Origin of the sequence: Xanthomarina sp., from assembly GCF_035306705.1 — a bacterium.
Taxonomy (GTDB): Bacteria; Bacteroidota; Bacteroidia; order Flavobacteriales; family Flavobacteriaceae; genus Xanthomarina.
This window is the reverse complement of the sequence record NZ_DATGNO010000068.1, coordinates 1-23,746: the sequence shown is the minus strand read 5'-3', so window position 1 is coordinate 23,746 and position 23,746 is coordinate 1. Positions and strand designations below refer to the sequence as shown.

General features: G+C 36.6%; 18 protein-coding genes. 5 read left to right on the top strand and 13 right to left on the bottom strand.

Going from position 1 to position 23,746, the window contains the following annotated elements; translation table 11 throughout:
• From dnaN to VKY47_RS05605, 4 genes are all read right to left on the bottom strand, one after another.
• On the bottom strand, positions 1–1,119 hold the full coding sequence (gene dnaN, locus VKY47_RS05620; protein WP_324311085.1) for a DNA polymerase III subunit beta: 1,119 nt from the start codon (positions 1,117–1,119) through the stop codon (positions 1–3).
• A gap of 129 nt (positions 1,120–1,248) precedes the next feature.
• Positions 1,249–3,630: a gliding motility-associated ABC transporter substrate-binding protein GldG gene (gene gldG, locus VKY47_RS05615; protein ID WP_324311083.1), complete on the bottom strand. Its 2,382-nt coding sequence runs from the start codon at positions 3,628–3,630 to the stop codon at positions 1,249–1,251.
• Between the two features lie 127 nt (positions 3,631–3,757).
• A complete protein-coding gene (locus VKY47_RS05610; RefSeq protein WP_324311087.1) occupies positions 3,758–4,054 on the bottom strand; it encodes a putative quinol monooxygenase in 297 nt (98 codons plus the stop codon).
• A 13-nt stretch (positions 4,055–4,067) separates the two neighbouring features.
• Positions 4,068–4,904: an SAM hydrolase/SAM-dependent halogenase family protein gene (locus VKY47_RS05605; protein WP_324311081.1), complete on the bottom strand. Its 837-nt coding sequence runs from the start codon at positions 4,902–4,904 to the stop codon at positions 4,068–4,070.
• 111 nt (positions 4,905–5,015) lie between these two features.
• On the opposite strand from VKY47_RS05605, the gene VKY47_RS05600 reads away from it, so the two are divergent.
• The 4 genes from VKY47_RS05600 to VKY47_RS05585 all read left to right on the top strand — a co-directional run bounded on the left by VKY47_RS05600 (position 5,016) and on the right by VKY47_RS05585 (position 9,210).
• A complete protein-coding gene (locus VKY47_RS05600) occupies positions 5,016–5,969 on the top strand; it encodes a PhoH family protein (protein WP_324311079.1) in 954 nt (317 codons plus the stop codon).
• Between the two features lie 173 nt (positions 5,970–6,142).
• Positions 6,143–6,655 (top strand): hypothetical protein, encoded by a 513-nt coding sequence (locus tag VKY47_RS05595; protein WP_324311077.1) that lies wholly within the window; start codon positions 6,143–6,145, stop codon positions 6,653–6,655.
• A 120-nt stretch (positions 6,656–6,775) separates the two neighbouring features.
• Positions 6,776–7,723: a phosphoribosylaminoimidazolesuccinocarboxamide synthase gene (locus tag VKY47_RS05590; protein WP_324311075.1), complete on the top strand. Its 948-nt coding sequence runs from the start codon at positions 6,776–6,778 to the stop codon at positions 7,721–7,723.
• Between the two features lie 116 nt (positions 7,724–7,839).
• Positions 7,840–9,210 carry an alanine/glycine:cation symporter family protein gene (locus VKY47_RS05585; RefSeq protein WP_324311073.1) on the top strand — a complete coding sequence of 457 codons (1,371 nt, stop codon included), beginning with the start codon at positions 7,840–7,842 and terminating at the stop codon, positions 9,208–9,210.
• A 52-nt stretch (positions 9,211–9,262) separates the two neighbouring features.
• Here VKY47_RS05585 and VKY47_RS05580 read toward each other — a convergent pair whose 3' ends face one another.
• Together VKY47_RS05580 and VKY47_RS05575 are read right to left on the bottom strand one after the other, a co-directional pair.
• Entirely contained in the window at positions 9,263–11,428 is a 2,166-nt protein-coding gene (locus VKY47_RS05580; protein ID WP_324311072.1) for a hypothetical protein, read from the bottom strand.
• 7 nt (positions 11,429–11,435) lie between these two features.
• Positions 11,436–13,358, bottom strand: a complete 1,923-nt coding sequence (locus VKY47_RS05575; protein ID WP_324311070.1) for a transglutaminase-like domain-containing protein — start codon at positions 13,356–13,358, stop codon at positions 11,436–11,438.
• A gap of 120 nt (positions 13,359–13,478) precedes the next feature.
• Here VKY47_RS05575 and acs point away from each other — a divergent pair, with 120 nt between their 5' ends.
• Positions 13,479–15,386 (top strand): acetate--CoA ligase, encoded by a 1,908-nt coding sequence (acs, locus tag VKY47_RS05570; RefSeq protein WP_324311068.1) that lies wholly within the window; start codon positions 13,479–13,481, stop codon positions 15,384–15,386.
• 86 nt (positions 15,387–15,472) lie between these two features.
• On the opposite strand, the gene VKY47_RS05565 is transcribed toward acs, so the two are convergent.
• From VKY47_RS05565 to VKY47_RS05535, 7 genes are all read right to left on the bottom strand, one after another.
• Positions 15,473–15,973 (bottom strand): plastocyanin/azurin family copper-binding protein, encoded by a 501-nt coding sequence (locus tag VKY47_RS05565; RefSeq protein WP_324311067.1) that lies wholly within the window; start codon positions 15,971–15,973, stop codon positions 15,473–15,475.
• 396 nt (positions 15,974–16,369) lie between these two features.
• Entirely contained in the window at positions 16,370–18,235 is a 1,866-nt protein-coding gene (locus VKY47_RS05560) for a PLP-dependent aminotransferase family protein (RefSeq protein WP_324311064.1), read from the bottom strand.
• Positions 18,236–18,475: 240 nt separating this feature from the next.
• Positions 18,476–20,863, bottom strand: a complete 2,388-nt coding sequence (locus tag VKY47_RS05555; protein ID WP_324311062.1) for an adenylate/guanylate cyclase domain-containing protein — start codon at positions 20,861–20,863, stop codon at positions 18,476–18,478.
• A 277-nt stretch (positions 20,864–21,140) separates the two neighbouring features.
• Positions 21,141–21,650 (bottom strand): hypothetical protein, encoded by a 510-nt coding sequence (locus VKY47_RS05550; protein WP_324311060.1) that lies wholly within the window; start codon positions 21,648–21,650, stop codon positions 21,141–21,143.
• Between the two features lie 309 nt (positions 21,651–21,959).
• Positions 21,960–22,538 (bottom strand): hypothetical protein, encoded by a 579-nt coding sequence (locus tag VKY47_RS05545; protein ID WP_324311058.1) that lies wholly within the window; start codon positions 22,536–22,538, stop codon positions 21,960–21,962.
• 2 nt (positions 22,539–22,540) lie between these two features.
• Positions 22,541–23,035 carry an RNA polymerase sigma factor gene (locus VKY47_RS05540; protein WP_324311056.1) on the bottom strand — a complete coding sequence of 165 codons (495 nt, stop codon included), beginning with the start codon at positions 23,033–23,035 and terminating at the stop codon, positions 22,541–22,543.
• The coding region (locus VKY47_RS05535) for an alpha/beta fold hydrolase (RefSeq protein WP_324311054.1) at positions 23,025–23,746 on the bottom strand (722 nt) is incomplete at its 5' end. The genes VKY47_RS05535 and VKY47_RS05540, both read right to left, overlap by 11 nt.

Genomic DNA, 23,746 nt, shown 5'->3' with positions numbered 1-23,746 from the left:
TTAGCTATTCAACATTACAGGCATTACAAGCATGGTTACTTGTTCGCCTTCATCCAAACCATCGATAGGAGTTAAGATTCCTGCTCTGTTTGGTAAGCTCATTTCAAGTTGTACTTCGTCTGAAGTTAGGTTGTTCAACATCTCGGTTAAGAAACGCGAGTTAAACCCAATTTGCATATCGTCTCCTTGATAATCGCAAGTTAAACGCTCTTCTGCTTTGTTGCTATAATCGATATCTTCTGCTGAAATATTTAATTCTGCTCCAGCAATTTTCAATCGTATTTGATGTGTTGTTTTGTTAGAGAAAATACTAACACGACGCACAGAATTTAAAAACTGTGTTCTGTCTATAACCAATCTGTTTGGATTCTCTTTTGGAATAACCGCTTCGTAATTAGGATATTTTCCATCAATTAAACGACAGATTAAAATGGTGTTTTCAAAAGTGAATTTCGCATTGGAATCGTTGTATTCAATGGTTACATTATCATCACTAGCAGCTAAAATACCTTTTAAAAGATTTAAAGGTTTTTTAGGCATGATGAATTCAGCCGTTTGATTGGCCTGAACATCCTCTCTAGAATATTTAACCAATTTATGGGCATCTGTAGCCACAAAGGTTAGTCCTTCTGTAGAAAACTGAAAAAACACCCCACTCATTACTGGACGTAAATCGTCGTTTCCAGCGGCAAAAATTGTTTTGCTAATAGCTGTCGCTAAAACATCTCCAACGATGGTAATTGACGTGGCATCTTCCAAAGAAACCGCTTTTGGAAATTCGTTTCCATCCGCATAAGCCAACGCGTATTTTCCATGGTTAGAGCTAATTTCTATGGTGTTGTTTTCTTCAACCACAAAAGTTAAAGGTTGTTCTGGAAACGTTTTTAAAGTTTCTAACAGCAAACGGGCTGGAACAGCAATATTTCCGCTGTTATCGCTTTCTACTTCCAATTTTGCAGACATGGTTGTCTCTAAATCACTCGCAGAAATTATAAGTTCTGAATTGTTTAATTCGAAAAGGAAATTATCTAAAATTGGTAAGGTATTCGAGTTGTTGATAACGCCTCCAAGAACTTGTAGCTGTTTTAGTAAATAGGTACTTGATACTATAAATTTCATGTATATTAAATACGTTTTATGTTCGTTTAATTACTATTACAAATATATCGCATAGCGATTAATATAGGAAACAAACTTATTAACAAAGCATTCCCTTGAAAAAGGGAATCTCTTCAAGAGATTTTGAACTTATCTCGCGTATTTTTTCTTTCTATAAAAGTTAAAAATAAACCCGAAAACACCCAATATCACTAAGGGTAACAAAATATTTATCAATTGCCATTTGGTTTTTTCTGAAGCCACTTTTTTGTAATCCAAAAACGACACTTCAACTTCTTTGGAACGAATGTTTATAAGTCCGTTATCGTCTAAAAGGTAATTTACGGCATTCAGCAAAAATTCTTTATTGCCATAGACCTGTCCAGAGCTTCGATCGAAACCTAATTGAATAGGGCCATTTTTGCCCAATTCATTTTTAATAACATCACCATCTGCAACTACAATCATCTTGGTGGGTTTGCTTTTGTTTCTTTCTTTTTCAAGAGGAAAAGGTTTGACTCGATTGTTATAAACCGAAGTAAATTCGCCTTCCAGCAAAACAGCTAAGGTTTGGTATGAGTTTTTGTACAATTCTGGATCTGGTTCCTCTGCAGTCATTTCCAAACTAATTTCCCTGGGCGTGCCATCTATTTTGGAAAGGATCGAACTTCTAAGTAAAATGGTTTTTTTAATGTCGTTCTTTAAGGTGTCTATCTGATTGGCAAAATCGAATTTCACCAAATTTAAATTATTAACAATAGGATGCTGTCCTTCCGGATTAACCAATGGCGAATAATACCAAGGAAACTGTTGAAAACGTGCTTCGCTACCTTCGCCAATAGCCAAAGTAATAGGCGCCGAGTAGAGGTCGTTTACCAACACATGGTTTATTCTTATTCCATATTTAAAAAAGAAATCGGTTAGATTTAAATCCCTTGCAACGGCTACACTTTTGCCCGTATTGTAAAGACTGTCCTTTTCCATGGCCACAGCATCGATTAACCAAAGACTTTTACCTCCAGACATGGTGAATTGGTCCAAAACCAACTTTTCCTCTTCGGTGAAAGCTTCGGTAGGCTTTGCAGAAACAATTAAGTCGAAAGTTTTTAGTTGATCTAGCGTTCTTTGAGGATTGCTAGCCACACTATCCAAAGTGAAAGGCGCCAGATTGTAATATTCTGAAATTGTTTTTAGAAAATCCTCAATATATCGTCCTTTCAATTCGCCATTGCCAATAAGAAAAGCTATTTTTTTATTTCTAGGGTTTACCAATTTACTAAAACCATCAGCAAAAGCATATTCCAAATGCTGCACAGAATGGTTGATTAATTCTTGTTGCGTGGCTCCAATTTTATTTTTCACTAATGGGATCTTCACCGTTACATCGTTATAACTAGCTAAGGCCCAAGGAAAAATAACCGCTTGACTGCTTTTGCCATTTTCTTCTACACTCAACTGCATGGGTGTTAAACCACGATTGTTGAGCTGTTGGATGTTTGCTTCTCTGTTTGCTTCATCTGCCAGCGGATTTATAAAATGAAAAACAATGTTTTTATTATGGGCAGAAAACTCTTCTAAAATTTGCTTTGTTTCTAATTGCAGGCGTCTAAATTCTGAAGGAAAGTCTTCGCCTTCCAAAAACACATCCACAATAATAGGCGAGTCCACATCGTCTATAATGCCTAAAGCGGCCGGGCTTATGGTATAGCGTTTGTCTGAAGTTAAATCGAAACGCTCATAGTAATTACTACTTATCACGTTTAAAGCCAACAAACCAATTGCTAAAGCCATTAACACGGTTGCTTCTTTTTTCTGAATGCCTTTGGTTGTAATGCGTTTGCTAGTAAGGTATACAAAGAATAAAGTGATGCTAATAAAGTACACAATATCGTGGGTATCCAAAACCCCACGGCTCATACTTTTATAATGCGCATTCATTCCTAATTGTTCCACAAACGAACTGGAAAGCATGTCTGCAATCCCTTCAAAACCAATATAAAATATAATGGAAATAAAAACAGCAGCTATAAAAGCAACAATTTGATTGTCGGATAATGTCGAGGTAAAAACTCCAATGGCTGTATAAGCTGCCACTAAAAACAACAAGCCAAAATAAGAACCTAAGGTACTACCAATATCGATATTTCCTATGGGATTTCCTAATTGATATACGGTATAAACGTATAAAAGCGTAGGAAGTAAGGCTATTAGAATTAGGATAAAAGCTCCAAAGTACTTCCCTAAAACAATGTTGAATAAACTAATGGGTTTGGTAACCAAAAGTTCCAAAGTACCTTGTTTTTTCTCGTCGCTAAAACTACGCATGGTAACAGCTGGAATCAAGAAGATTAACACCCAAGGTGCTAAAAGAAAAAACGAGGATAAATCGGCAAAACCATTATCCAAAATATTGAATTCGCCTTTAAAAAGCCATAAAATCAATCCATTTAATAAAAGAAAAAGAGCGATAACCAAGTAACCAATTGGCGAGGCAAAAAATGAGTTTATTTCTTTTCTTAAGATAGCAAACATGTGTTTTGGGTAATTGTTATTAGTTAATTATTGATTGTTTATGTTTTTTAACCACGAACCTATCTGCCGACAGGCAGGCGCACGAATATATCATTTTATTTATTGAACTGAACTCTAAACTCTGAATTCACTTAAGCGAAGCCACCTTGTCCACACTCCAGGCTTCTGGCTTGTTATTGAAAAGCGGTTTTGTTTTGCTCCATACGTTTTTAAACAGTTCCGAATGTCTGTAAGCTTCTAAATCGGCTTCCGTATTCCAATAGCTGTAAGTGAAAAATATGTTCGTATTCGTTTTATCTCTATATAATTCTAAAAAACGGCAACCTTCAAAATTTCGTATCTTTTCTTTGTTTAAATCAAAGTTCGCAAGAAATTCAGGGATGTGTTTTTCATGGAAGCTTAATTTTACAATTCGTACAAACATTGGCTTTTCAGTTTTATTCATTTATAAATTTTACACTAATCGCATCCATTACATCCAGACCTAATAGGGTAGAAGCGCTTCCAGAGGTTTTGCTATTGCTTTTATATACGGCAATTTCCAAATAATTGGAGGAATTAAAAACCACTAGTTTTTTTCCTTCGTCGTTTCTTTTTTCAATGGGCGTTTCAAAATTAACCACATCGCTGTATTTTGAATATATTATTCTGAATATATAGTGTCTGGCAGAAATTTCAAACTCGCGACCTTTTTGAATTTTGGTAAAAAAATCTTTTTTAATATTGGTAATTACATTCCCATAATTATCCACATAAATAACGCTTCCCACAATTTGTGTTTCCTCGTCGTTTACGTAAGGAATTAGATTTGTTATTGGTTTAATGGATTCTATGTTTTTTCCAATAACATCTAGGGTTCCTCCACGAGCAATGTGGCAGGCTACTTTTACAAAAACGTCTAGAGCCGGGAATTTGGTTTCAATATGATCGTGGATATTGATTTCTACAATTTTTTCAGGACTTATATCGGCACAAATCATGCTCATAATCCCGTTGTTTGCACAAATAAAATAATGATCGTCTAGACTAATAGCAATGTGCTTATTTTCTTCGTTTATTTCAGAATCTATACCAATAATATGGATGGTTCCTTTAGGAAAACTGCTATAGGCATTTTGGATAATATAAGCAGCTTCTGGAATGTTAAAAGGAGATACAGAATGAGAGATATCAACAATTTTCACATCTGGTAATTCACTGTAAATTGCTCCTTTAACTGCGCCAGCAAAGTGATCTTTCTCTCCAAAATCTGTTGTTAAGGTTATAATGGGCATGAAATAATTGTTGATAGTTTTTTAACTGAACTCACATTAAAATTATGTAGCTTTGTTTAAGCACAAATCTAATAAATCTTAATTGATAATTTTCATTAAATCACATAGCTTTTGAACGAAATCATAATCGAACTTGAAGAAGTTTCTCCAAAAGAGTTTTTTGGAGCACAAAACGCCAATATAGAACTATTAAAAAAATATTTTCCAAAACTTAAAATTGTAGCAAGAGGCTCGAGAATAAAGGCTTATGGCGACGAGGATCTTCTAGAGGAATTCGATAGGCGATTTAATATGATCATGGAGCACTATATAAAATATAACAAACTAGATGAAAATGTTATAGAGCGCATCCTGACAAGTCAGAGCAAAGACGATTATGAAACTAGTGCCGCTAGTGGAGAGACCATTGTTCACGGTGTTAACGGACGTTTAATAAAAGCACAAACGGCCAACCAACGCAAATTGGTTGAGCTTATGCGTAAAAACGATATGGTTTTTGCCATAGGTCCCGCTGGAACAGGGAAAACCTATACAGGAGTTGCTCTAGCTGTTCAAGCATTAAAAAACAAAGAAGTTAAACGCATCATCTTAACCCGGCCAGCTGTAGAAGCTGGTGAGAATTTAGGATTCCTTCCAGGAGATTTAAAAGAAAAATTAGATCCGTATATGCAACCGTTATACGATGCGTTACGCGATATGATTCCTCCCGAAAAATTAGTGCAATATATTGAAAACGGAACCATACAGATTGCGCCATTGGCTTTTATGCGTGGAAGAACGCTAGATCATGCCTTTGTTATTTTAGATGAAGGACAAAATACAACGCATGCCCAAATGAAAATGTTTTTAACCAGAATGGGTAAGAATGCCAAGTTTTTATTAACGGGAGATCCAGGGCAAGTGGATTTGCCTAGAAGAACCATTTCAGGTTTAAAAGAAGCTTTGCTGATTTTGAAAAATGTGGAAGGTGTGGGAATGGTGTTTTTAGATGATAAAGATGTGATTCGCCATAAATTGGTTAAAAAGGTTATTGAAGCTTATAGGAGTATTGAATCCGAACCATAGGGGTCGGTCGCGACCGACCCGGACTTATTTAGGTCTTTTTTTTATTTGTTAATCAGTTGATTAGGTGTGTTGTAGGTGACTTTCCTTATAATTCTATAAACATTGCCATTAATCGTATAACTTTATTTATTTTATGTTATGGACATTTGTAGGGTAATCATAAAACAAATAACATGAATAAATTATTTTTAGTTATCGTCATATTAAGTTTTAGTCCCATGTTTGCTCAGCAGACCGATGTGGAGTTCACTCCAAATAACTCTTGGTTGAAAGCCGGGTTAACAGCGGGAATTCCAGTAGGAGATGCCAGTGATGTATCTTCATTCAATTTAGGTTTAGATTTGAGAGGACAATATTTGTTCAATCCAAACATAGCGGTTGGTATTGCTTCTGGATATAGCCATTTTTTCGGAAAAGATAATTTTGACGATTTTGGAGTCGTGCCGCTTGCCGGATTCTTTCGTTATTATTTTACACCAAACGGATTGTTTTTCGGTGGAGATGTGGGGTATGGATTTTTAACAAACATAGACAACAATCAAGGAGGTTTATATGTTAATCCACAAATTGGTTATCATAACAGAGATTGGAATATCTATGCTTTTTATCAAAACACTTTTGCAGAAAACGATGTGGATATACAAAATGTAGGAGTAGGTGTTACTTATAATATCCGTTTCAAATAAATTACAATAAAATTAAGGATGTTAAAAAAGGAGAAATATTTATTTCTCCTTTTTTTATTTAGATTTGCTTGGCGCTTGTAAACAAATTACATTTGCAAAACAACTAAGAGACTACTTCTAATGAACACCATAACAGATACCAATTTCAATTTTCCAAATCAGAAAAGCGTTTATAAAGGCAAAGTAAGAGAGGTTTATAATATCGATAATAACTTATTGGTAATGGTTGCAACAGACAGGCTTTCGGCTTTTGATGTTGTCATGCCAAAAGGAATTCCATACAAAGGACAAATCTTGAATCAGATAGCTACCAAAATGATGAAAGCTACGGAAGATTTGGTGCCAAATTGGCTTATAGCTACCCCAGATCCGAATGTGGCCGTCGGGCATTTATGCGACACGTTTAAAGTAGAAATGGTGATACGTGGTTATATGTCTGGTCATGCTGCCAGAGAATACAAAGTTGGAAAACGAATGCTTTGTGGTGTGGCAATGCCGGAAGGGATGAAGGAGAATGATAAATTTCCTCATCCAATTATAACGCCAGCTACTAAAGCTGAGATGGGCGACCATGACGAAGATATCTCCAGAGAAGACATTATAAAAAAAGGGATTGTTGCTGAAGCCGATTATATCGTGCTTGAAGATTACACCCGAAAACTGTTCCAGAGAGGTTCAGAAATTGCGGCGTCTAGAGGTTTGATTTTGGTAGATACCAAATACGAATTTGGTAAAACAAAGGAAGGTAAAATTGTACTGGTCGACGAAATCCACACGCCAGATTCTTCTCGTTATTTTTATGCGGATGGTTATCAAGAACGTCAAGATAAAGGGGAAGCCCAAAAGCAGCTCTCTAAAGAATTTGTGCGTCAATGGTTAATTGCCAATAATTTTCAAGGCTTGGAAGGACAAACTGTTCCAGAAATGTCTGATGCATATATTGCTACAGTTAGCGAACGCTATATTGAATTATATGAAAACATTACAGGCGAAACTTTTGTGAAAGCCGATTTATCCAATATTCAGAATAGAATTGAAGAGAATGTTTTAGCCTATTTGAAAAAATAGTCAAGCATTTTATTCTAATTTCACAGGTTTTTACTAGATTATCAAAAAGGAACACAGCCTAAATTCGTGCGTATTTCGCATTTCTTTGTTACTTTTAGTGCCACGACATTTGTTATATGGAACAACTCAACCAACTCATTTCCGATTTCGCTTCTTACGCTTGGGGACTGCCCTTGTTAATTTTATTAATTGGAGGAGGTTTGTATTTGTTAATCCTTTCCCGGTTTTTACCTTTTAGATATTTAGGTCATGCGTTTCAAGTATTGCGTGGCAAATACGATAATCCAAACGACTCTGGTGAAATAAGCCATTTTCAGGCTTTAACCACCGCTTTATCGTCAACCATTGGTATGGGGAATATTGCTGGGGTGGCCGTTGCTATTTCCATAGGGGGACCTGGAGCCGTGTTTTGGATGTGGGTTAGTGCCGTTATTGGCATGAGTACCAAATTCTTTACCTCCACTTTAGCCATTATGTATCGTGGGAAAGACAGTCATGGAAAGATCCAAGGCGGTCCGATGTATTTTATTATGGAAGGTTTGGGTAAAAAGTGGAAACCGCTGGCTGTGTTTTTTAGTTTATGTGGTTTGGTTGGTGCCTTACCAGTTTTTAATGTGAATCAATTGACCCAAGCTATCAACGATATTTTGTTAGTACCAAATGGTGTAGAGGTCGGTTTTAATACCAATCTCATCATAGGTGTTGTTCTGGTAATTATAACGTCCATAGTTATTCTAGGAGGGTTAAACAGAATCAGTAAGGTGGCATCTAAAATGGTTCCTGGCATGGTTTTGCTTTATTTCGTTCTGGTCTTGTTCATATTGATAATCAATTATGAGGTTGTACCTAAATACTTCCTGATGATTTTTACCGATGCCTTTGCCGCCAATAATTTTAAGGGAGATTCCTTTTTAGGAGGTGTTGTAGGAGGTTTGATTCTATTAGGAATTAGACGTGGTGCTTTTTCAAACGAAGCTGGTATTGGTACTGCTCCCATGGCGCATGGGGCAGCAAAAACTAACGAGCCTGTTCGTGAAGGTTTGGTAGCCATGTTGGGTCCGGCCATAGATACACTTGTGGTTTGTACCTTAACTGCTTTGGCCATTTTGGTTACTGGGGTTTGGCAAACTTCAGATGCGAATGGGGTGAGTTTAACAGCTTCGGCTTTTGCCATTGCCATGCCTGGAGTAGGGAAGTACCTCTTGTTGATTTGTATTGCGGTTTTTAGTATTTCGTCTTTATTTTCATATTCTTATTATGGAACTAAATGTATGTCCTTTTTATTTGGGGCCGACAATATGTACTATTACAACTACTTATATATAGCCAGTATTATAATGGGGGCCACCACTTCTTTGGCTCTAATGATTAATTTAATTGATGGTTTTTTTGCCCTCATGGCCATTCCAACCATGACAGCCACTTTAATTATGGCTCCACGCGTTGTTAAAGAATTTAAAGCTTATAAAAAACGAACGTTCAAATAATAAAAAAGCCACAATTTAAGTTGTGGCTTTTTTATTGAACGAATCATTTTAATTAGTTTTTCTTCAATAATATTTTTTCGTTAGTAAACTGAAATGCTTCATCTAAAAATGCCATCATTAATGGCCAATCGGCATTGGTTTCATAATTGTTTTTGTAGTACTTTTTTGTTGTAATTTTTAACTGATTTCCTTCAATTGAAGCCGTACTTATAAAAGATCCTGTCTTATTATCTACAGATTTGTTTAACTTATCTAAGCCAGAAATCGAGTACCCATCAGGAATATTAAATGTAATATGATAGCTGTAACTTCTTGCATAATTCATATGTATATTTTCAATGCGTTTACGTTCTTCATCTGATAAATCTATCTGACCTCCAATTAGTTTTCCTATTTCCATAATGTAATTAGGACCTGCTTTTTTTATAAAAGCATCGGTTGTATTAAAGCTTTCATCATAAGTGAAATAAGTGTCAAAACCATAGCGTCCAGTTTCTTTAATTTCAAAAGTATAGTCTTTAACATCTTGAATATCTAGTTCAGATTCAATACTTTTCTTTAAACTTTCTGTTTGTTTCTCACGCATTTTTGTCACTAAGGCAGCAAGTTCTTTTCTTGTCTTTTCTTTTAATTTTTTACTTCTAATTTGTTCCACAAATGGCTCAGTACCATATTTTTGATAATCTTCATCCACATAATCCTTAAAAATAAGTTTATTAAATTGATGATCTGATTTTTCATAGCCTTTATATTTATTACTTCCTTGGTAATTAAAACCTGAAAAATCCTCGTTTAAGGTTATTGTTAATTCTTTAAAAGATTCATTTTGATCGTAAGTGGATTGTGGTAATTTTCCAACGGAAATTTGATCCAATCGTTTTTTGCTAGCCGAAAGTTCGTAAACATCGGTTCCTTCTAATAAATAATTAAACTGATTAACATCGGAATGAATTTTAAAATAATCTAAATAAACAGGTGGACTCGTGTTTACTTTTATAAGAATATTAGCATTTTTCTGAATTAAAAGTTCTTCCAAATCTCCATCGTAGCGCTTTTTACCAACTATTACATCATAATCATATTTAAAATCATATAAAAAGGCCATAAAGTGTCTTACAAAATATTGCTCATTTCTAAACAGGTGAGGGTTGGTTTTGGTAGCAATAAATGGGGTCGTTAAAATATCTGCTTCATTTACAATAATGGCTTCAACATACTGCGTTAAAAACTGGTGCCGCGCAAAATAATAAACAGCAATTACTTTTTCTCGTTCGTTTTTAAATTCGTTCTCTTTTATAAAACGTTCTATTGAGCCTAAATCTCCAAGGGGAGTGTACTTTTCATAATAGTCCAATACCTCTTCTTTAGATACGGTTTGTTTTACAATTTCCTCTTTGGCTGGAAGAAAGGCTAAGGCACGATCCTCAAATTTTCCAGATCTTGCAAAATAAACTTGAAACTTATAAGTTGGTAGTTCTACCAACGGATAAAACCAACGTTCGTATTTATGTTTTTCTATATCGTTAGCAATTAATTCATAACGTCTTGTGTTGTTTTTTTTAACTGGAATTTCTGTAAGTTCTGGCGCGCCATTAAACGAATTGAAGTTGATAAAAAAGTCGTTTTCTGTTTGAAAGTATAATTTATAATCCATAATTGGATATTCTTCACCTAAGGTTTGCTCTACAGGACTAAACCCAAAAGCTTCAATAGATTTAAACGGTTCAATACTATAATAATAGAAGTCTAAAATATCTCCAATTTCCAGATTAGATATGGCTATTTTTGTTTCGCCATCTACTTCTACAGCTTCTTTTTCAATATCTATTATGGTTTCTTTACCATCTTGTTTAACCACTTTTAAGCCCACAATGGCATGCGAGGCGTTGTAACCCGAATACCCTTTAGAGGAACTGAATCTTTTTTGATAGGTAAAGGTTGAGAATTCTGTTACCGATGCTTGATCAAGTAATTTGATACGCTTACGAAGTGAAGATTTATACTCCACACTTTTACCAAACTTATGAAAATTGTAGTTTTCGTTTTTGTAAATTATTACAGCCGATTCATTTTGCCATTTTTCAGGAATATCAGCGGCATTCTTATAAGTATCGTTTTCGCCCCAAAAAAACTCTTGAGCTTCTATTTCGCGTTTCGATTGAGAGAATATAAGCGAGGTATATGTAAAAATACATATAAATAGGAATTGGATTTTCATGTGTTTTTTATTGTTTTGTTAGCGTAATCTGTTCGTTGTAAAGGGTGTTCAGATTTTTTATAAAATCATTCCATTCAGTAAAGTCTGTTTTTTTAACAACGTTTTTGGTAATTTCAAAATCTTTCTTGTAAATAAGTGTGTTATTACTCTCTACAAAAGAGACCTTTAAATTGTAGTTATTATTAGCTATAGCAATGTCTTTTGGAAGACTTTCAATTTTATAACCTTCAGGAATTTTTAAAGTAGTTGTGGATTGTAAATGTTTTTTATAATCGAAAACATAATCGGTTTTGCGTTTCTCGAAATTATAACCAGATAATTCCTTCTCTAAATCTAAATCAATATAAATGGTGTTGTCGAAAGAAGACACGGCATTATTAATTTGAATGTTATAATCAATATTTACAGGAATCTCTCTATCTGTTAAGTTAGATGTATTAATGTTTTCTACTTTTATATTGGAGTTACCTCCATTTAAATACCATAATAAAAAGGAATCTTTTTTGTCGGTTTGCAACTGATTTAAATACTGTAATAAACTCGAGCGACTTTCGCCATTGAATGTTTTAGAAACAGTTCCAGTTAATTGTTCATTTTCTAAGGTTAATTCATAAGTTACAGTTTCTTTATTGAAATTAGCATTTACTTGGGGTACAACCTTAAGGATGAATTCATCGCCGTTTTCAATTAGTACTTGTTTGCCTTGAATTCTATTGGCATATTCCTTATAAGCATTAAACTTTTCTGTTCCATCTAAATAAATGGGTTTGTTATTATTATACAAAGTACAAATCATGTGGTTGTCTACAGATAGGCTAGGTGTGGAATAATCGTATGCAATTCGGTTAGTTCCAATCCAGGTTAATCGCGCATCAAAACCGGCCTCGATGAGCATTTGCTTGGTTAGATTTGCCATACCTTTACAATCGCCATAACGTTTATTGAAAACATTGGCCGCTTCGTCAGGTTTAAAACCTGCAATACCATCTACAAAAGCGATATAACGAATATTATCTTGAACCCAATAATAGATGTTTTTTATCTTCTCTTCGTCTGTTTTGGCATCTTGAGTTAAGTCTAAAACTTTAGCCTGAATATCTGCATTGTCATTTTTTAAACTATTAACAAGTGTTTTGTACCAATTGTATAAATCTTGAGTTGATTCAAAAATATTGATCTTATTACCATTTAAAGTGTAAGATTTCGCTAAAACTAGAAGGTGCGGATAGATGTATGATGGTCCAGGAGAACTAGTGTCATCAAACATGGCTGACGCATTTTCTAATATAAAAGTATGTGTTTTGTAGTTGTTTTTATCATCTGGTAGAACGGATTTATTAATTGTATATCCATCAAAATTCATTTCTTTTAATTCTAAATCTAACCAATTAGGAATGTCAATGGTAAAGGTTTTTTTTACTGTCGGATAATCATCATTAAAATATAAACTAGTAAAGTATTTTATGTCCTTATAGCGTTTAACTATTTCAACCTGATATTTAAAACCTTTTAAAGGAAAGTCTAAATTGGTGTATTTTACGCGAGAATCGTTATGAAACAAATCATCACTTTTTATGGCTTCATCTTGAATATGGAAATCAGCATCCCGATTGGTTTTGTATCTAATTTTAAACGATTCAATATCAGATTCGCCATTATAAAAGGAATACACTTGAATATCTGCTCTAGAATCTAGATTTATCAGATTTTGAGTTGTTTTCTCTAATACTTCAACTTTGTCAGTTCTCTTGTTGTATTCAAATGTAATATGATAATTTTCGCTTTCCGAAGCTACATGATCGTCGGGAAATACTTCTTTTAGAGCTTGGGCTAATTTTATTTCTTCAAGAGTAGGTTCTGTTTTTTTTTGAGCGGTTGCATTTAGGGTATATGTGACTATAATAAGGAAGGTTAAGTAGTTTTTTAGCATGAAAAGGGGTTTAGATTGCTAATATAAAAATTTAACTAAAAAAAACGTTAAACTTTTAAGCTAACATTTTTTTTGATTCCTTTTGACATTGTTTTATATTTAAGCATAATTATATTTAGCATGAGCAACTACCACATCAAACATTTAGAAGAGTACTACCAAGTATATAGAAAATCCATTAGAGAACCTGAAAACTTTTGGGAAGAAGTTGCCGAAGAGCATTTTCTTTGGCGAAAGAAATGGGACAAGGTTCTAAGCTGGGATTTTTCAAAGCCAGAAATTAAATGGTTTGAAGGTGCTAAACTTAATATTACCGAGAACTGTATTGATAGACATTTAGCTACCCGTGGCGATAAAACAGCTATTTTATTCGAACCTAATAATCCCGATGAACCTGCCGAACATATTACCTATAAACAATTATACGAAAGAGTCAACCAAATGGCCAATGTGCTCAAGGAGCAGGGCATAAAAAAGGGCGATCGCGTTTGTATTTACGTACCCATGATTCCCGAATTAACCATTGCTATTTTGGCTTGTGCTAGAATAGGAGCCATTCATTCGGTGGTGTTTGCTGGGTTTTCTGCAACTGCTTTATTAACCAGAATCAACGATTCCGATTGTAAAATGGTTATTGCAGCAGATGGTTCCTTTCGAGGAAATAAAACCATAGATTTAAAAGGCATTGTGGACGAAGCTTTGGAATCCTGCCCAGGAATTGAACGTGTTTTAATGGTAAAAAGAATCCATAGCGATATAAACATGAAAGAAGGACGTGACCTCTGGATACAACCTTTATTGGATAAAGCATCTACGGAATGTCCTGCTGAAATTATGGATGCCGAAGATCCGTTATTCATTTTATATACTTCGGGTTCTACAGGGCAACCAAAAGGGATGGTGCATACCACCGCAGGCTATATGGTTTACACGGCTTATACTTTTAAAAATGCCTTTCAATATCGTGAAAATGATGTGTATTGGTGTACGGCCGATATTGGTTGGATTACCGGTCATAGTTACATTGTTTACGGACCTCTAGCCAATGGCGCTACGTCTGTTTTATTTGAAGGCGTGCCACATTATCCGGATTTCGGGCGTTTCTGGGAAATTATTGACAAGCACAAAGTCACGCAATTTTACACAGCGCCCACGGCTATTCGTGCTTTGGCGAAACAGGGTTCGGAATTGGTGGAGAAATTCGATTTATCGTCCCTAAAAGTATTAGGCTCTGTAGGCGAACCTATTAACGAGGAAGCTTGGCATTGGTACAACGATGTGGTAGGGAAACGGAAAAGCCCGATTATAGATACCTGGTGGCAAACGGAAACCGGTGCTATTATGATTACGCCCATTCCCTTTGTAACTCCAACCAAGCCTACCTATGCCACCTTGCCATTTATTGGTGTGCAACCCGCCTTAATGAGCGAGGCTGGCGAAGAATTAAAAGGCAATCAGGTAGAAGGACGCTTGTGTATTAAATTCCCATGGCCAAGTATGGCCAGAACTATTTGGAGAAACCATAAACGGTATAAAGAAACCTATTTCTCGACTTATAAAAACATGTATTTTACGGGTGATGGTGCCCTTAGGGATGAAGTTGGTTATTACCGAATAACAGGACGTGTGGACGATGTGATTATTGTTTCTGGACATAATTTAGGAACAGCACCTATTGAAGATGCCATCAACGAACATCCAGCGGTGGCAGAATCTGCCATTGTAGGTTTTCCTCATGATATTAAAGGAACGGCTTTATATGGTTTTGTGACGCTTAAGGATGCTGGAGAAAGTAGAATTCACGACAACGTACGTAAAGAAATCAACCAACTGATTACAGATAGAATTGGACCTATTGCCAAACTAGATAAAATCCAGTTTACTGAGGGTTTGCCAAAAACGCGCTCGGGGAAAATTATGCGACGTATTCTACGCAAGATAGCAGAAAAGGATACTTCTAATTTAGGAGATACCAGCACCCTGTTAAATCCGGAAGTGGTGCAAGATATTATGGATCAATCGTTATAAACAATAATTTTTAACCTACGAAACCTTATACCAACAAAAAGGCAGCCTGTTCGGGCTGCCTTTTGTGTTATTAAAATAGGTGAAAATTACTCTACAGTAAAAGTCCCTTTCATAGTTCCCCAATGTCCTGGAAAACTACATACAAAGTCGTAAGTCCCTGGCGTATTTATTTGGAAAGTTTTGGTATCACTTTCACCAGGTCCCAATAAATTGGTGTGCGTTACAATAGAAGTTGCAAAAGAAGCCGGAATGTAATCATCTGCCTTGGCTCCAAAAGCAGCGCCAGCAAAATCGGCTAAATCTGTTCCCGGAATTAAAACCACGAGGTTATGGCCCATGGATTCTTTAGGTAATTGCCCCACATTTGTTAATGTTAAAGTAATTTCCTGTCCCACTGAAACTTGAATGGCGGTGTTTCCAACATAAGTCATGTTATCATGTCCTTCCAAGGCTATGGATATTGGTTCAGGAACTTCTGGTTCTTCAGGAAGTTCAGGAACTATCTCAACAAGAGGCGTAGTTGTATCATTATCACTACTACAAGCAACTAAAAATATGACAGCTGCCACTAAAAATAATTTTTTCATGTTTTTCTTTTTTTAAATATTGACTTTTAACCTGGCAAACATACTATTTTCTTTGTAAAATAATAATCATATTTTTAAATATCTTAATTTTCTTACAGAATACTCATCGGCTTGGTTGTTCATAATCAAAAGCATATGGAAGGTTGTCCGTATTTTTTGGAAATATCCTCATTGTTTTATGGGTCTTGGCTTTTGGAGCTTTTACCCGATTTAAAAGCTCCAAGTTTTTCTATAAATTAGCTGTTTTTTATAACCGAATTCTTTAGAGTGGGTTTTATTAAGCCTGTTTGTACCAAAAAAAATAACCCGTGCAACTTAATTGCACGGGTTATTTTTATGGTGTCTTTAGAAGGTATATCGATTGGGAAGGGACGTCCTTGTCTCCTCCCAATTGACCTACATGTTTTTAACAAAATCCAAAAATACTTTTTTATGGCGCTCCAGATTCATATTCGGAGAAAGTGCTACACGTACAATATAATCCTTGTCACCTTCTTTAGTCGTCCCTTGGGTAGAGGTTGCAGGTATCGTCCAATAGCAGCCCTTTAATTGTCCATAACTCACGCAGAACTTACTTTCATCGGGAATTTCAGTAATCATTAAATGGATTAACTTCAAATTCAAGGCTCTTTTATGCGCTTCTTTTTCTTCGGTCGTATCTCCTTTGGTAGGAAGATCTAATGAAAACACTGAAGGGGTAAAGCCTTGTTGGGCTAAGGCTTCTGAAACGAAATTGATTTTAGCTCCAGGCAAAGCAGCATGGATAAAGTTTACAAATTCGCGGGTGTTTTTATAGGCCTCCTGAATTCTTTGATTCATGGAAGGCAATTGTTTTGCCAATATTTCATATTGAAGAGGTGTCGCTTCATTGTCGCATAGGGCTAAATGAATTTCAATTTTATCCATCAAGGCATCCGTTTTTGTATTCCCTACACAATAACCAGCGGTACATAGTCCGCCACTTGGGAATTTCGAACCACTTGCAAAGGAAATCGTTCGTACTGTGGATAGAATACCTCCTTGACTATCAGCAGACTTGCCTTCACCTAAAAAGTGAACATTGGGACAAAAGGTTTGATCTAAAATAAACACGGGATCGATGGCCAATCCACCAGTTGCGGTTTTACGTTTTTCGGTTAACACCAATTTTAATGCTTGAAGGTCTGGAACTTCTACTCGAGGGTTTGTTGGAATTTCGGCAATGATGTACGGGATGGCATCCTCATTCGCAATTTTTGCCAAAACGGTATCGATGCTCTGAACCATATCGTTATCGCCATCCACGAGTAAATCCACAATCTCGACATTCTCCAGACACGCGGCAACACGTCTTGCCTGATCATTTGTTCCCCCATAACAATTTGGAGGCACAATAAATTTAATGGCCTTTTCTGGATGGTTTTCTAGTGCATCGTGGATGAGGCCCATCATAATTGCATATTGGATAGATAGTCCGCTAGAAGCAACCAATGCCTTGGTATCTGTACCTGTAATGGCAGCAATGGAATCTAAAACACTTGCTTTATTATTCTTTAAGTTAGTGGTTGGAGTGCCTATGGAAGCTGTCTCAACCAACGCTTTTAAGGCTTCTAGGGCATTGGCAGGCGTCATGGCAATGGTTTCTCTTCTTCGTACATGCTGAATATCGGAAATGTAACTTTCGTTTGATTTGCCATTTACCAACAAAACACTTCCTAAGGGCGCATGCAGATGGATGTAAAAATCGATTTTCGCATTTAAGGCAACTTTCCCAATGTGATCTTGCTGTGAAACGAAAACGGTGCTGCCTTCAAAGGCAGGAGCATCTTCCGCGTTTTTAACTTGTTTTAATTCGAAGTTATACCCATAAACGCTTTTCAGAACCTCAGCATCAAAAAACGATGGTAATTCGCAAGTATAAACAATTTGTGTTTTCTTGTTATCAAATAGATTTTTTCTTAGAATGGCCAAAATAGGAACTGTTCTTGAAGAAAAACTGATGACATTATCTGGATTTATCTCCTGCAATTTTGCAATGGCCCATTCCAATATAGAAGATAAGGGATGCCCTAAACGAATATAATCGTAAGCTGTTGGTAAGTTGCTTAAGGCTGAGGTCTTAGAGTTATTCGCATTAAAAAGCGATTCAAATTCATCTAGAAATTGTGTTTTAGCCAATGCCTCATCATAAATATCCAATCGATGGGTGGTTAGGCCCAACCAGTCTGCCGGCATGTTTTTAATGACTTCTTTTATATAATTTCGCAGGTTACTTGCTTCCATAATTTACAGGTTTTCTTAGGCTGGCAAGATACATTAATTAGATTTATTTTATAAGCGTAAGCACACATCCTAACTTAATTTTATGATTTTATGATAGGATTGGAAGGGACTTATTGTTTTTTCAAATACATGCCAAGGAGTTGGGTTTCATACAACGCTTTATTTCTAAAACAAGTTCCAGAGGGACATCACATACTCTTTGTCCTAAAGGGAATGCCTTAAAAGACTTATATCCCCATTTTATCCGTTCTTTCGGCTTACAAACCACATGTCCATCTCTCCTTTGCCTTTGGCTATGATCTTCCCGCGACTTTCAAAAGCAAAATCTTCATCCTCTTTTACCAGCTTATAGGTATGTTGACTTATGTTTACTTTGCCCACTTTGCCAGCGCTTTCCATTCTACTAGCGGTATTTACGGCATCGCCCCAAATGTCGTATTGAAACTTTTTGACTCCCACGATTCCAGCCACAATAGGGCCGGTATGAATGCCAACGCGCATTTCGAATGCAGGTAAACCTTGAGCATCCATAAGGGCTTTTCTCGTGCTAATAAAGGTTTGCATGTCGAGGGCAGCCAAAATGGTGTTTTTAACAGAGTCGTTGGAGGGAACGGGCAGTCCGCCAGCGGCCATATAAGCATCACCAATGGTTTTTATCTTCTCAATCTTATATTTTCCCATAATTCCATCAAAGGCTTCGAAACAGTGGTTTATTTCACTTACCAAGTTGCTTGCGCTGAGCTTGGCACTATGTTCGGTAAAGCCTTCAAAATCGCTAAAAAGAATGGAGACCCTATCAAAATCGCGAGCAGCGGCCTTTCCTTTTTCCTTGAGTTCCTCGGCAATCTCTGCTGGGAGAATATTTAAAAGCAGCTCTTCGCTACGGGCTTTTTCCTTCTTAACCTTGTTGCGCTGACGCATCACAACTATAGAGAACAGCAACAATCCCGAGGCGCCAAGCAAGGTAGAGTTGCGAATGTTCCGTTGGCGGATAAGTTCGGCCTTGTTTAGGGCTTCCGCTTGCTTTCGTTCCAGGTCTTTTTGTTGACTGAGCGCTTCGGCCTCCATTTGCTTGCGGACATATTCATTTTCAATCTGCTGCCGTTTGAAGGCTTCTTCATAGGCCAATTGTTGCTTTTCCTGTTCCGATTGTGCAGCGGCTTGCTTGGCTTCATATTCGAAGGAGAGCGCTTGGAGTTCTATTTTATTCTGTAATTCCAACTTCTGCTTGGTGCTAGCTAAATTAAGAGAATCTTCGCGTCTGCCATATTCATAGCCCATCTCTGCCTGAACAAATTTCTTGTCACGTTCTATATTAAAAAGAGAATCGTTGATTTCCGAATACAGCTTGTAACTTTTCAGCGCTTCATCATGGTGATTTAGGGATGCTTGTATGTTGCTTTTTTGATGGAGGTAAAATGCCCGGTTTTTAAGCTCTCCTTGGTCGGTTAACATGGAGATGGCACTGTCTGTGTAAACGAGGGCGGTTTCCATGGCAGCGACCTTGTTGCCTTGGAAGTGTTTCATCAGCAACGTCGAGTCGTTTTTGATGGCCATTTGGAGATAGACTTCACCCGTGAGCCCCAATATAACACTGGTTTGAAAATTATCTATCTGATTTCGTGAGGCTGCAACAGCGCGCTCAAACCACAATAGGGCATTAGCATAATCCTTTTCTACCAAGTAGATGCCCCCAATATTATAAACGGTCCTGGCAATGTTTTTCTGGTTTCCCTGTCCTTCATAAATTTCAAGAGCTTGCAGATAATAGGATCGGGCTTTTTTATATTCCTTACGCAGGTCGTACACCGACCCAATATTTGTTAATACCGAAGCACTTGTTTCTTTGGTTCCCATGTCTTCGCTAATGGCTAAGGATTTGTTGTAGTACTCTAGGGCTTTGTCATAATTTCCTTGGGTTTGAAAAATGATGCCAATATCATAATCACCCAACTGCATGAAGGATTTAATGTCATGCTTTTCATATAATTTAATGGCCTCGTAATAGTTCTGCAGGGACACGGGAAAATTAGACAGTCCTTGATAAGCATTTCCTTTTAATGTGTATGCTATGCCTTGCCAAGGTTCGTCGTTGTACGCTTTGCTATAGTCATAGAGTTCATTGGCTACAACAAGGGCTTCTGGATATTTTGAGAGATTGAGGTATAAGTTGCTCGTGTTTCTTAAAGACGTTTTGAAATAGGGGTGGTCTATTTTTCGTAAGGCATTTACCGATTTGATATAAGCCTGAAGTGCCAATTCCGGTTGGCCAGTATTTTCATAGCATAAGCCAAGCATGATAGCGCCTATACCTAGGGTAGAGGTAAGTTGGATTTGCTCGGATAAATCTATGGCTTGTAGTAGATGTGGAATGGCCCCTAGGTAATCGCCTTTATAATAAGAATTAATGCCCACATGGTTCATGGTTATTGCTTGACCTTTTTTCCAGCCTAGCTCGGTGGCCAGTTCAAAGCCTTGTTCGGCATAAGCGATTCCTTTGTCAGGATCGATTGTTTTGTACAACCAACTAATGTCATTGAGCAGCTTGACCTTATTGGTGTCTATTTTCGCTTTTGTAAGCTCTTGAAGTAGTGCCTCGAGCGCCACGGGATCCGACTCTTGGGCCATGACAGTTTGGCTATTACTAAAGTTTAGGAGGGCCGTAAGAAAGGCAACTGCGTATATAGACTTTAACGTCATAATAGATCTTTTTTAGTTAGCAAAAGATTCTTAGGGCAGCGATACTAAATATAGGAAATATTTGAATATTCTGTAGTATTTTGTTTGTTAAATGCTTGAAATTGAAGAAAATGGATGCTTTATATCCTTTGGGAATGGTATGGTCCTGGTTCTACCCTTATTATTTTTCATCCATTTGCCAATGAAACGAATGCCATAAAACGCTCTAAAATCCAAAACCAATAGATAAGCCGTAATTCAATGCTTCCGTTTTGCCAAAATCAAAATCAACAGTAGGACCAAGCGATAACTTCCCCACATGAAAATCATAGCCAGCGCCTATTCGAAAAGCAAAACTTGATTCCTTTTTGATTTCATGCCCTTCGCTATGGTGCTCCTCGGAAAAAACGACTAAGGGTGCTGCAATTAACTTTGTTCCTTTAAATGGATGTGCACATAAGGCAACTCCCGTTAAAAACTCTTCCGAATCTGCGAAGATAACTTCTCCAAGAAGCCCAATTCCCAATAGCTTGGAAATCCTATATTCGTAATCTAAACCAATTGTATAGGATGTGGACTCATGGCTAAAATTAGTTGTGGCTCCATTGAACAAGGCGATATGATGTTTGCTGGAGTGGTTTTGAGACTCTTGTTTACTGCCTTCCTCTTGGAGCTGTGCATAAATACATGTATTGCTTAAAAAAAGACACACCAATGGTAGTTTTAAGTTGTTCATTTTGTTGTGATTTAACTTAGATAATATGGCTCCTTATTATTAAAATCAAACTGTTTTTTTCTGCGCGATGGTGAGAAATCGGCTAAAATGGGCTAAAAGCAAACAAAGGCTTGCCTTTTAATTAGATACTAATTTAAGCATTTTTTATATGTGCGCAACATGGGAATCCTTTTTTATTTACCTGCTAATCAAGAGGGTATCCTTTTAAAAGCAGGTGGACATTTCTGTTAGGTTGGCACCGGCAGCTTGCCAGAGCGCATCATGGTCCGGTAAGTTGATTTCTATATGGTGCTAGATGCTTTCCATGGGTTATTTTAAGTTTTCCAGGAATTCAATTAAGGGGACTATTTCGGTATTGTTTTTCTTTTTCCTTTTTTCAATGGTATAATACATGAAAAAGAACATCACCGCTGTTAGTACCACATGCGTTATAATTCTTAGGATTATGGATAATTCCAAGTGGTGTAAAATGTCCACATACCCTATGTTTAAACCTAGAATTAAAAGAAACGTGTACACCCACATATACTTGGAGGTTGTAAGCAGGCTTTGTTTTAATTTACTAATAAGGGTTTCTACATAGCTGCGGTTATTTAATTCCGCATCGTTGTGTATAAGATCAAACCTACTTCTATACACTTGTATCAGGATCAGGATCATGCCCAATCCAATAAGAGCGAAAGCTGCCAAATAATACCCATTAGAAAGCACAGGAAGTAAAATTCCTAAAAGCGCTAAAGTCATGGGAATGGTAATAAGCAAAGCCATTCGCTCAATTTTCCCTCGTCTTTCCATTTTGTTTACATGGGTTATTAGCATATTTACATCCAAAGGTGTCGATTTTTCTTCTTTCCAAAGATTTTTCCAATTTTCTATCTCTGTTCCCATAGCTATTTAAGTTTTTTATTCAATAGTGTTTTTATTCTGTTTATTCTAACTCCAACATTGGAAGTTGTTAAACCTGTGATGTTCGAAATGTCTTCGTAGCTGCAATTCTCCAATAACAACCCGATAATGATTCTATCTATTTCCTTTAAAGTAGAAATGGCTTGATATAGATTTTTTATGTCTTGTTCCTTATGGGTTGAGGTCGAATTCTCAGCTTCATAGTGACTTAGGTTTGGAGGGTAATCTGTTTCCTTTTGGCTTAATTTGGTCTTTCTATTGAGCGTTAAAAGTGCTGTATTTGTTGTAATGCGATACATCCAAGTTTGTATGGAACTTTCATTTCTAAAACCTTCTAAATGGTTCCAGACTTTAATTAAAACCTCCTGAAACAAATCGTCAGCATCCGTTTTATTTCCCATAAAGCCCAAACAAAGCCTATATATTTGGTCCTTTGACTGCTCATAGATTTGTTTAAAATACTGTTCTTTATTCTTCATTAGTTATAAACGACTTCACCGAATTTATAAACCAAGTAGGCTCATCCCACATGATAAAGTGTTTGGCTGTTTCTGCCATTTCAATTTTACAATTGGCAGCTTGTAAAAATTGATTCTCGTAGTTGGTCTGTACCATTTTTTTTGTGATGCCATAATCTTTGGCGCCATACCAACTTCCAAGTACAAGGATAGGTATTTTTACTTTTTCCACCTCTTTTCTTAGGTCGGTTGTCATAAGTTCGAACATGGCTTGTGCCACGGTTTCTCGATCCGATTGTAAAGACCATGCAATGGCTGTATTAATATGTTCAGGATCGGTAATCATGGTGGGCATGGTGATGTTTTGTTGTTGGATAAAGATACTATCAGAAGTTGAAATTATCATGTCTCTCATTCTTTCTGCTTGTGGAAGCATGTTTTCCACACTGGCATTGGGGTTGTATGCCGACGCCATAAACGGGTAGGAGTCCACAATTATTATTTCCTTTAACAAGTTGGGGTAAGAACTTGCTATTGAAAGTGCTAAAAACCCACCCAAACTATGCCCCACTACGATGGGTTTTTTATGAAGTTCCTTTTGGATGTATGCTATCAGGGCCTTTTCTATAACGGGTAAGTAACCGTTTTCGAGCGACATGGGTTTTTGATCTGCAAATCCAGCTAAAGTCAAAATATGGCACTCGTAATCTTTTTTCAATATGTCTACAGTCT

Excerpts from the sequence above, each read along its gene's own strand:
- VKY47_RS05580 (WP_324311072.1), bottom strand. The coding sequence starts at position 11,428 with ATGAAAATCCAATTCCTATTTATATGTATTTTTACATATACCTCGCTT.
- VKY47_RS05585 (WP_324311073.1), top strand. The coding sequence starts at position 7,840 with ATGGAACAACTCAACCAACTCATTTCCGATTTCGCTTCTTACGCTTGG.
- VKY47_RS05610 (WP_324311087.1), bottom strand. The coding sequence starts at position 4,054 with ATGTTTGTACGAATTGTAAAATTAAGCTTCCATGAAAAACACATCCCT.
- acs (WP_324311068.1), top strand. The coding sequence starts at position 13,479 with ATGAGCAACTACCACATCAAACATTTAGAAGAGTACTACCAAGTATAT.
- VKY47_RS05575 (WP_324311070.1), bottom strand. The coding sequence starts at position 13,358 with ATGCTAAAAAACTACTTAACCTTCCTTATTATAGTCACATATACCCTA.
- VKY47_RS05605 (WP_324311081.1), bottom strand. The coding sequence starts at position 4,904 with ATGCCCATTATAACCTTAACAACAGATTTTGGAGAGAAAGATCACTTT.
- VKY47_RS05565 (WP_324311067.1), bottom strand. The coding sequence starts at position 15,973 with ATGAAAAAATTATTTTTAGTGGCAGCTGTCATATTTTTAGTTGCTTGT.
- VKY47_RS05540 (WP_324311056.1), bottom strand. The coding sequence starts at position 23,035 with ATGAAGAATAAAGAACAGTATTTTAAACAAATCTATGAGCAGTCAAAG.
- VKY47_RS05595 (WP_324311077.1), top strand. The coding sequence starts at position 6,143 with ATGAATAAATTATTTTTAGTTATCGTCATATTAAGTTTTAGTCCCATG.
- dnaN (WP_324311085.1), bottom strand. The coding sequence starts at position 1,119 with ATGAAATTTATAGTATCAAGTACCTATTTACTAAAACAGCTACAAGTT.
- VKY47_RS05590 (WP_324311075.1), top strand. The coding sequence starts at position 6,776 with ATGAACACCATAACAGATACCAATTTCAATTTTCCAAATCAGAAAAGC.
- VKY47_RS05545 (WP_324311058.1), bottom strand. The coding sequence starts at position 22,538 with ATGGGAACAGAGATAGAAAATTGGAAAAATCTTTGGAAAGAAGAAAAA.
- gldG (WP_324311083.1), bottom strand. The coding sequence starts at position 3,630 with ATGTTTGCTATCTTAAGAAAAGAAATAAACTCATTTTTTGCCTCGCCA.
- VKY47_RS05555 (WP_324311062.1), bottom strand. The coding sequence starts at position 20,863 with ATGGCCCAAGAGTCGGATCCCGTGGCGCTCGAGGCACTACTTCAAGAG.
- VKY47_RS05560 (WP_324311064.1), bottom strand. The coding sequence starts at position 18,235 with ATGGAAGCAAGTAACCTGCGAAATTATATAAAAGAAGTCATTAAAAAC.
- VKY47_RS05550 (WP_324311060.1), bottom strand. The coding sequence starts at position 21,650 with ATGAACAACTTAAAACTACCATTGGTGTGTCTTTTTTTAAGCAATACA.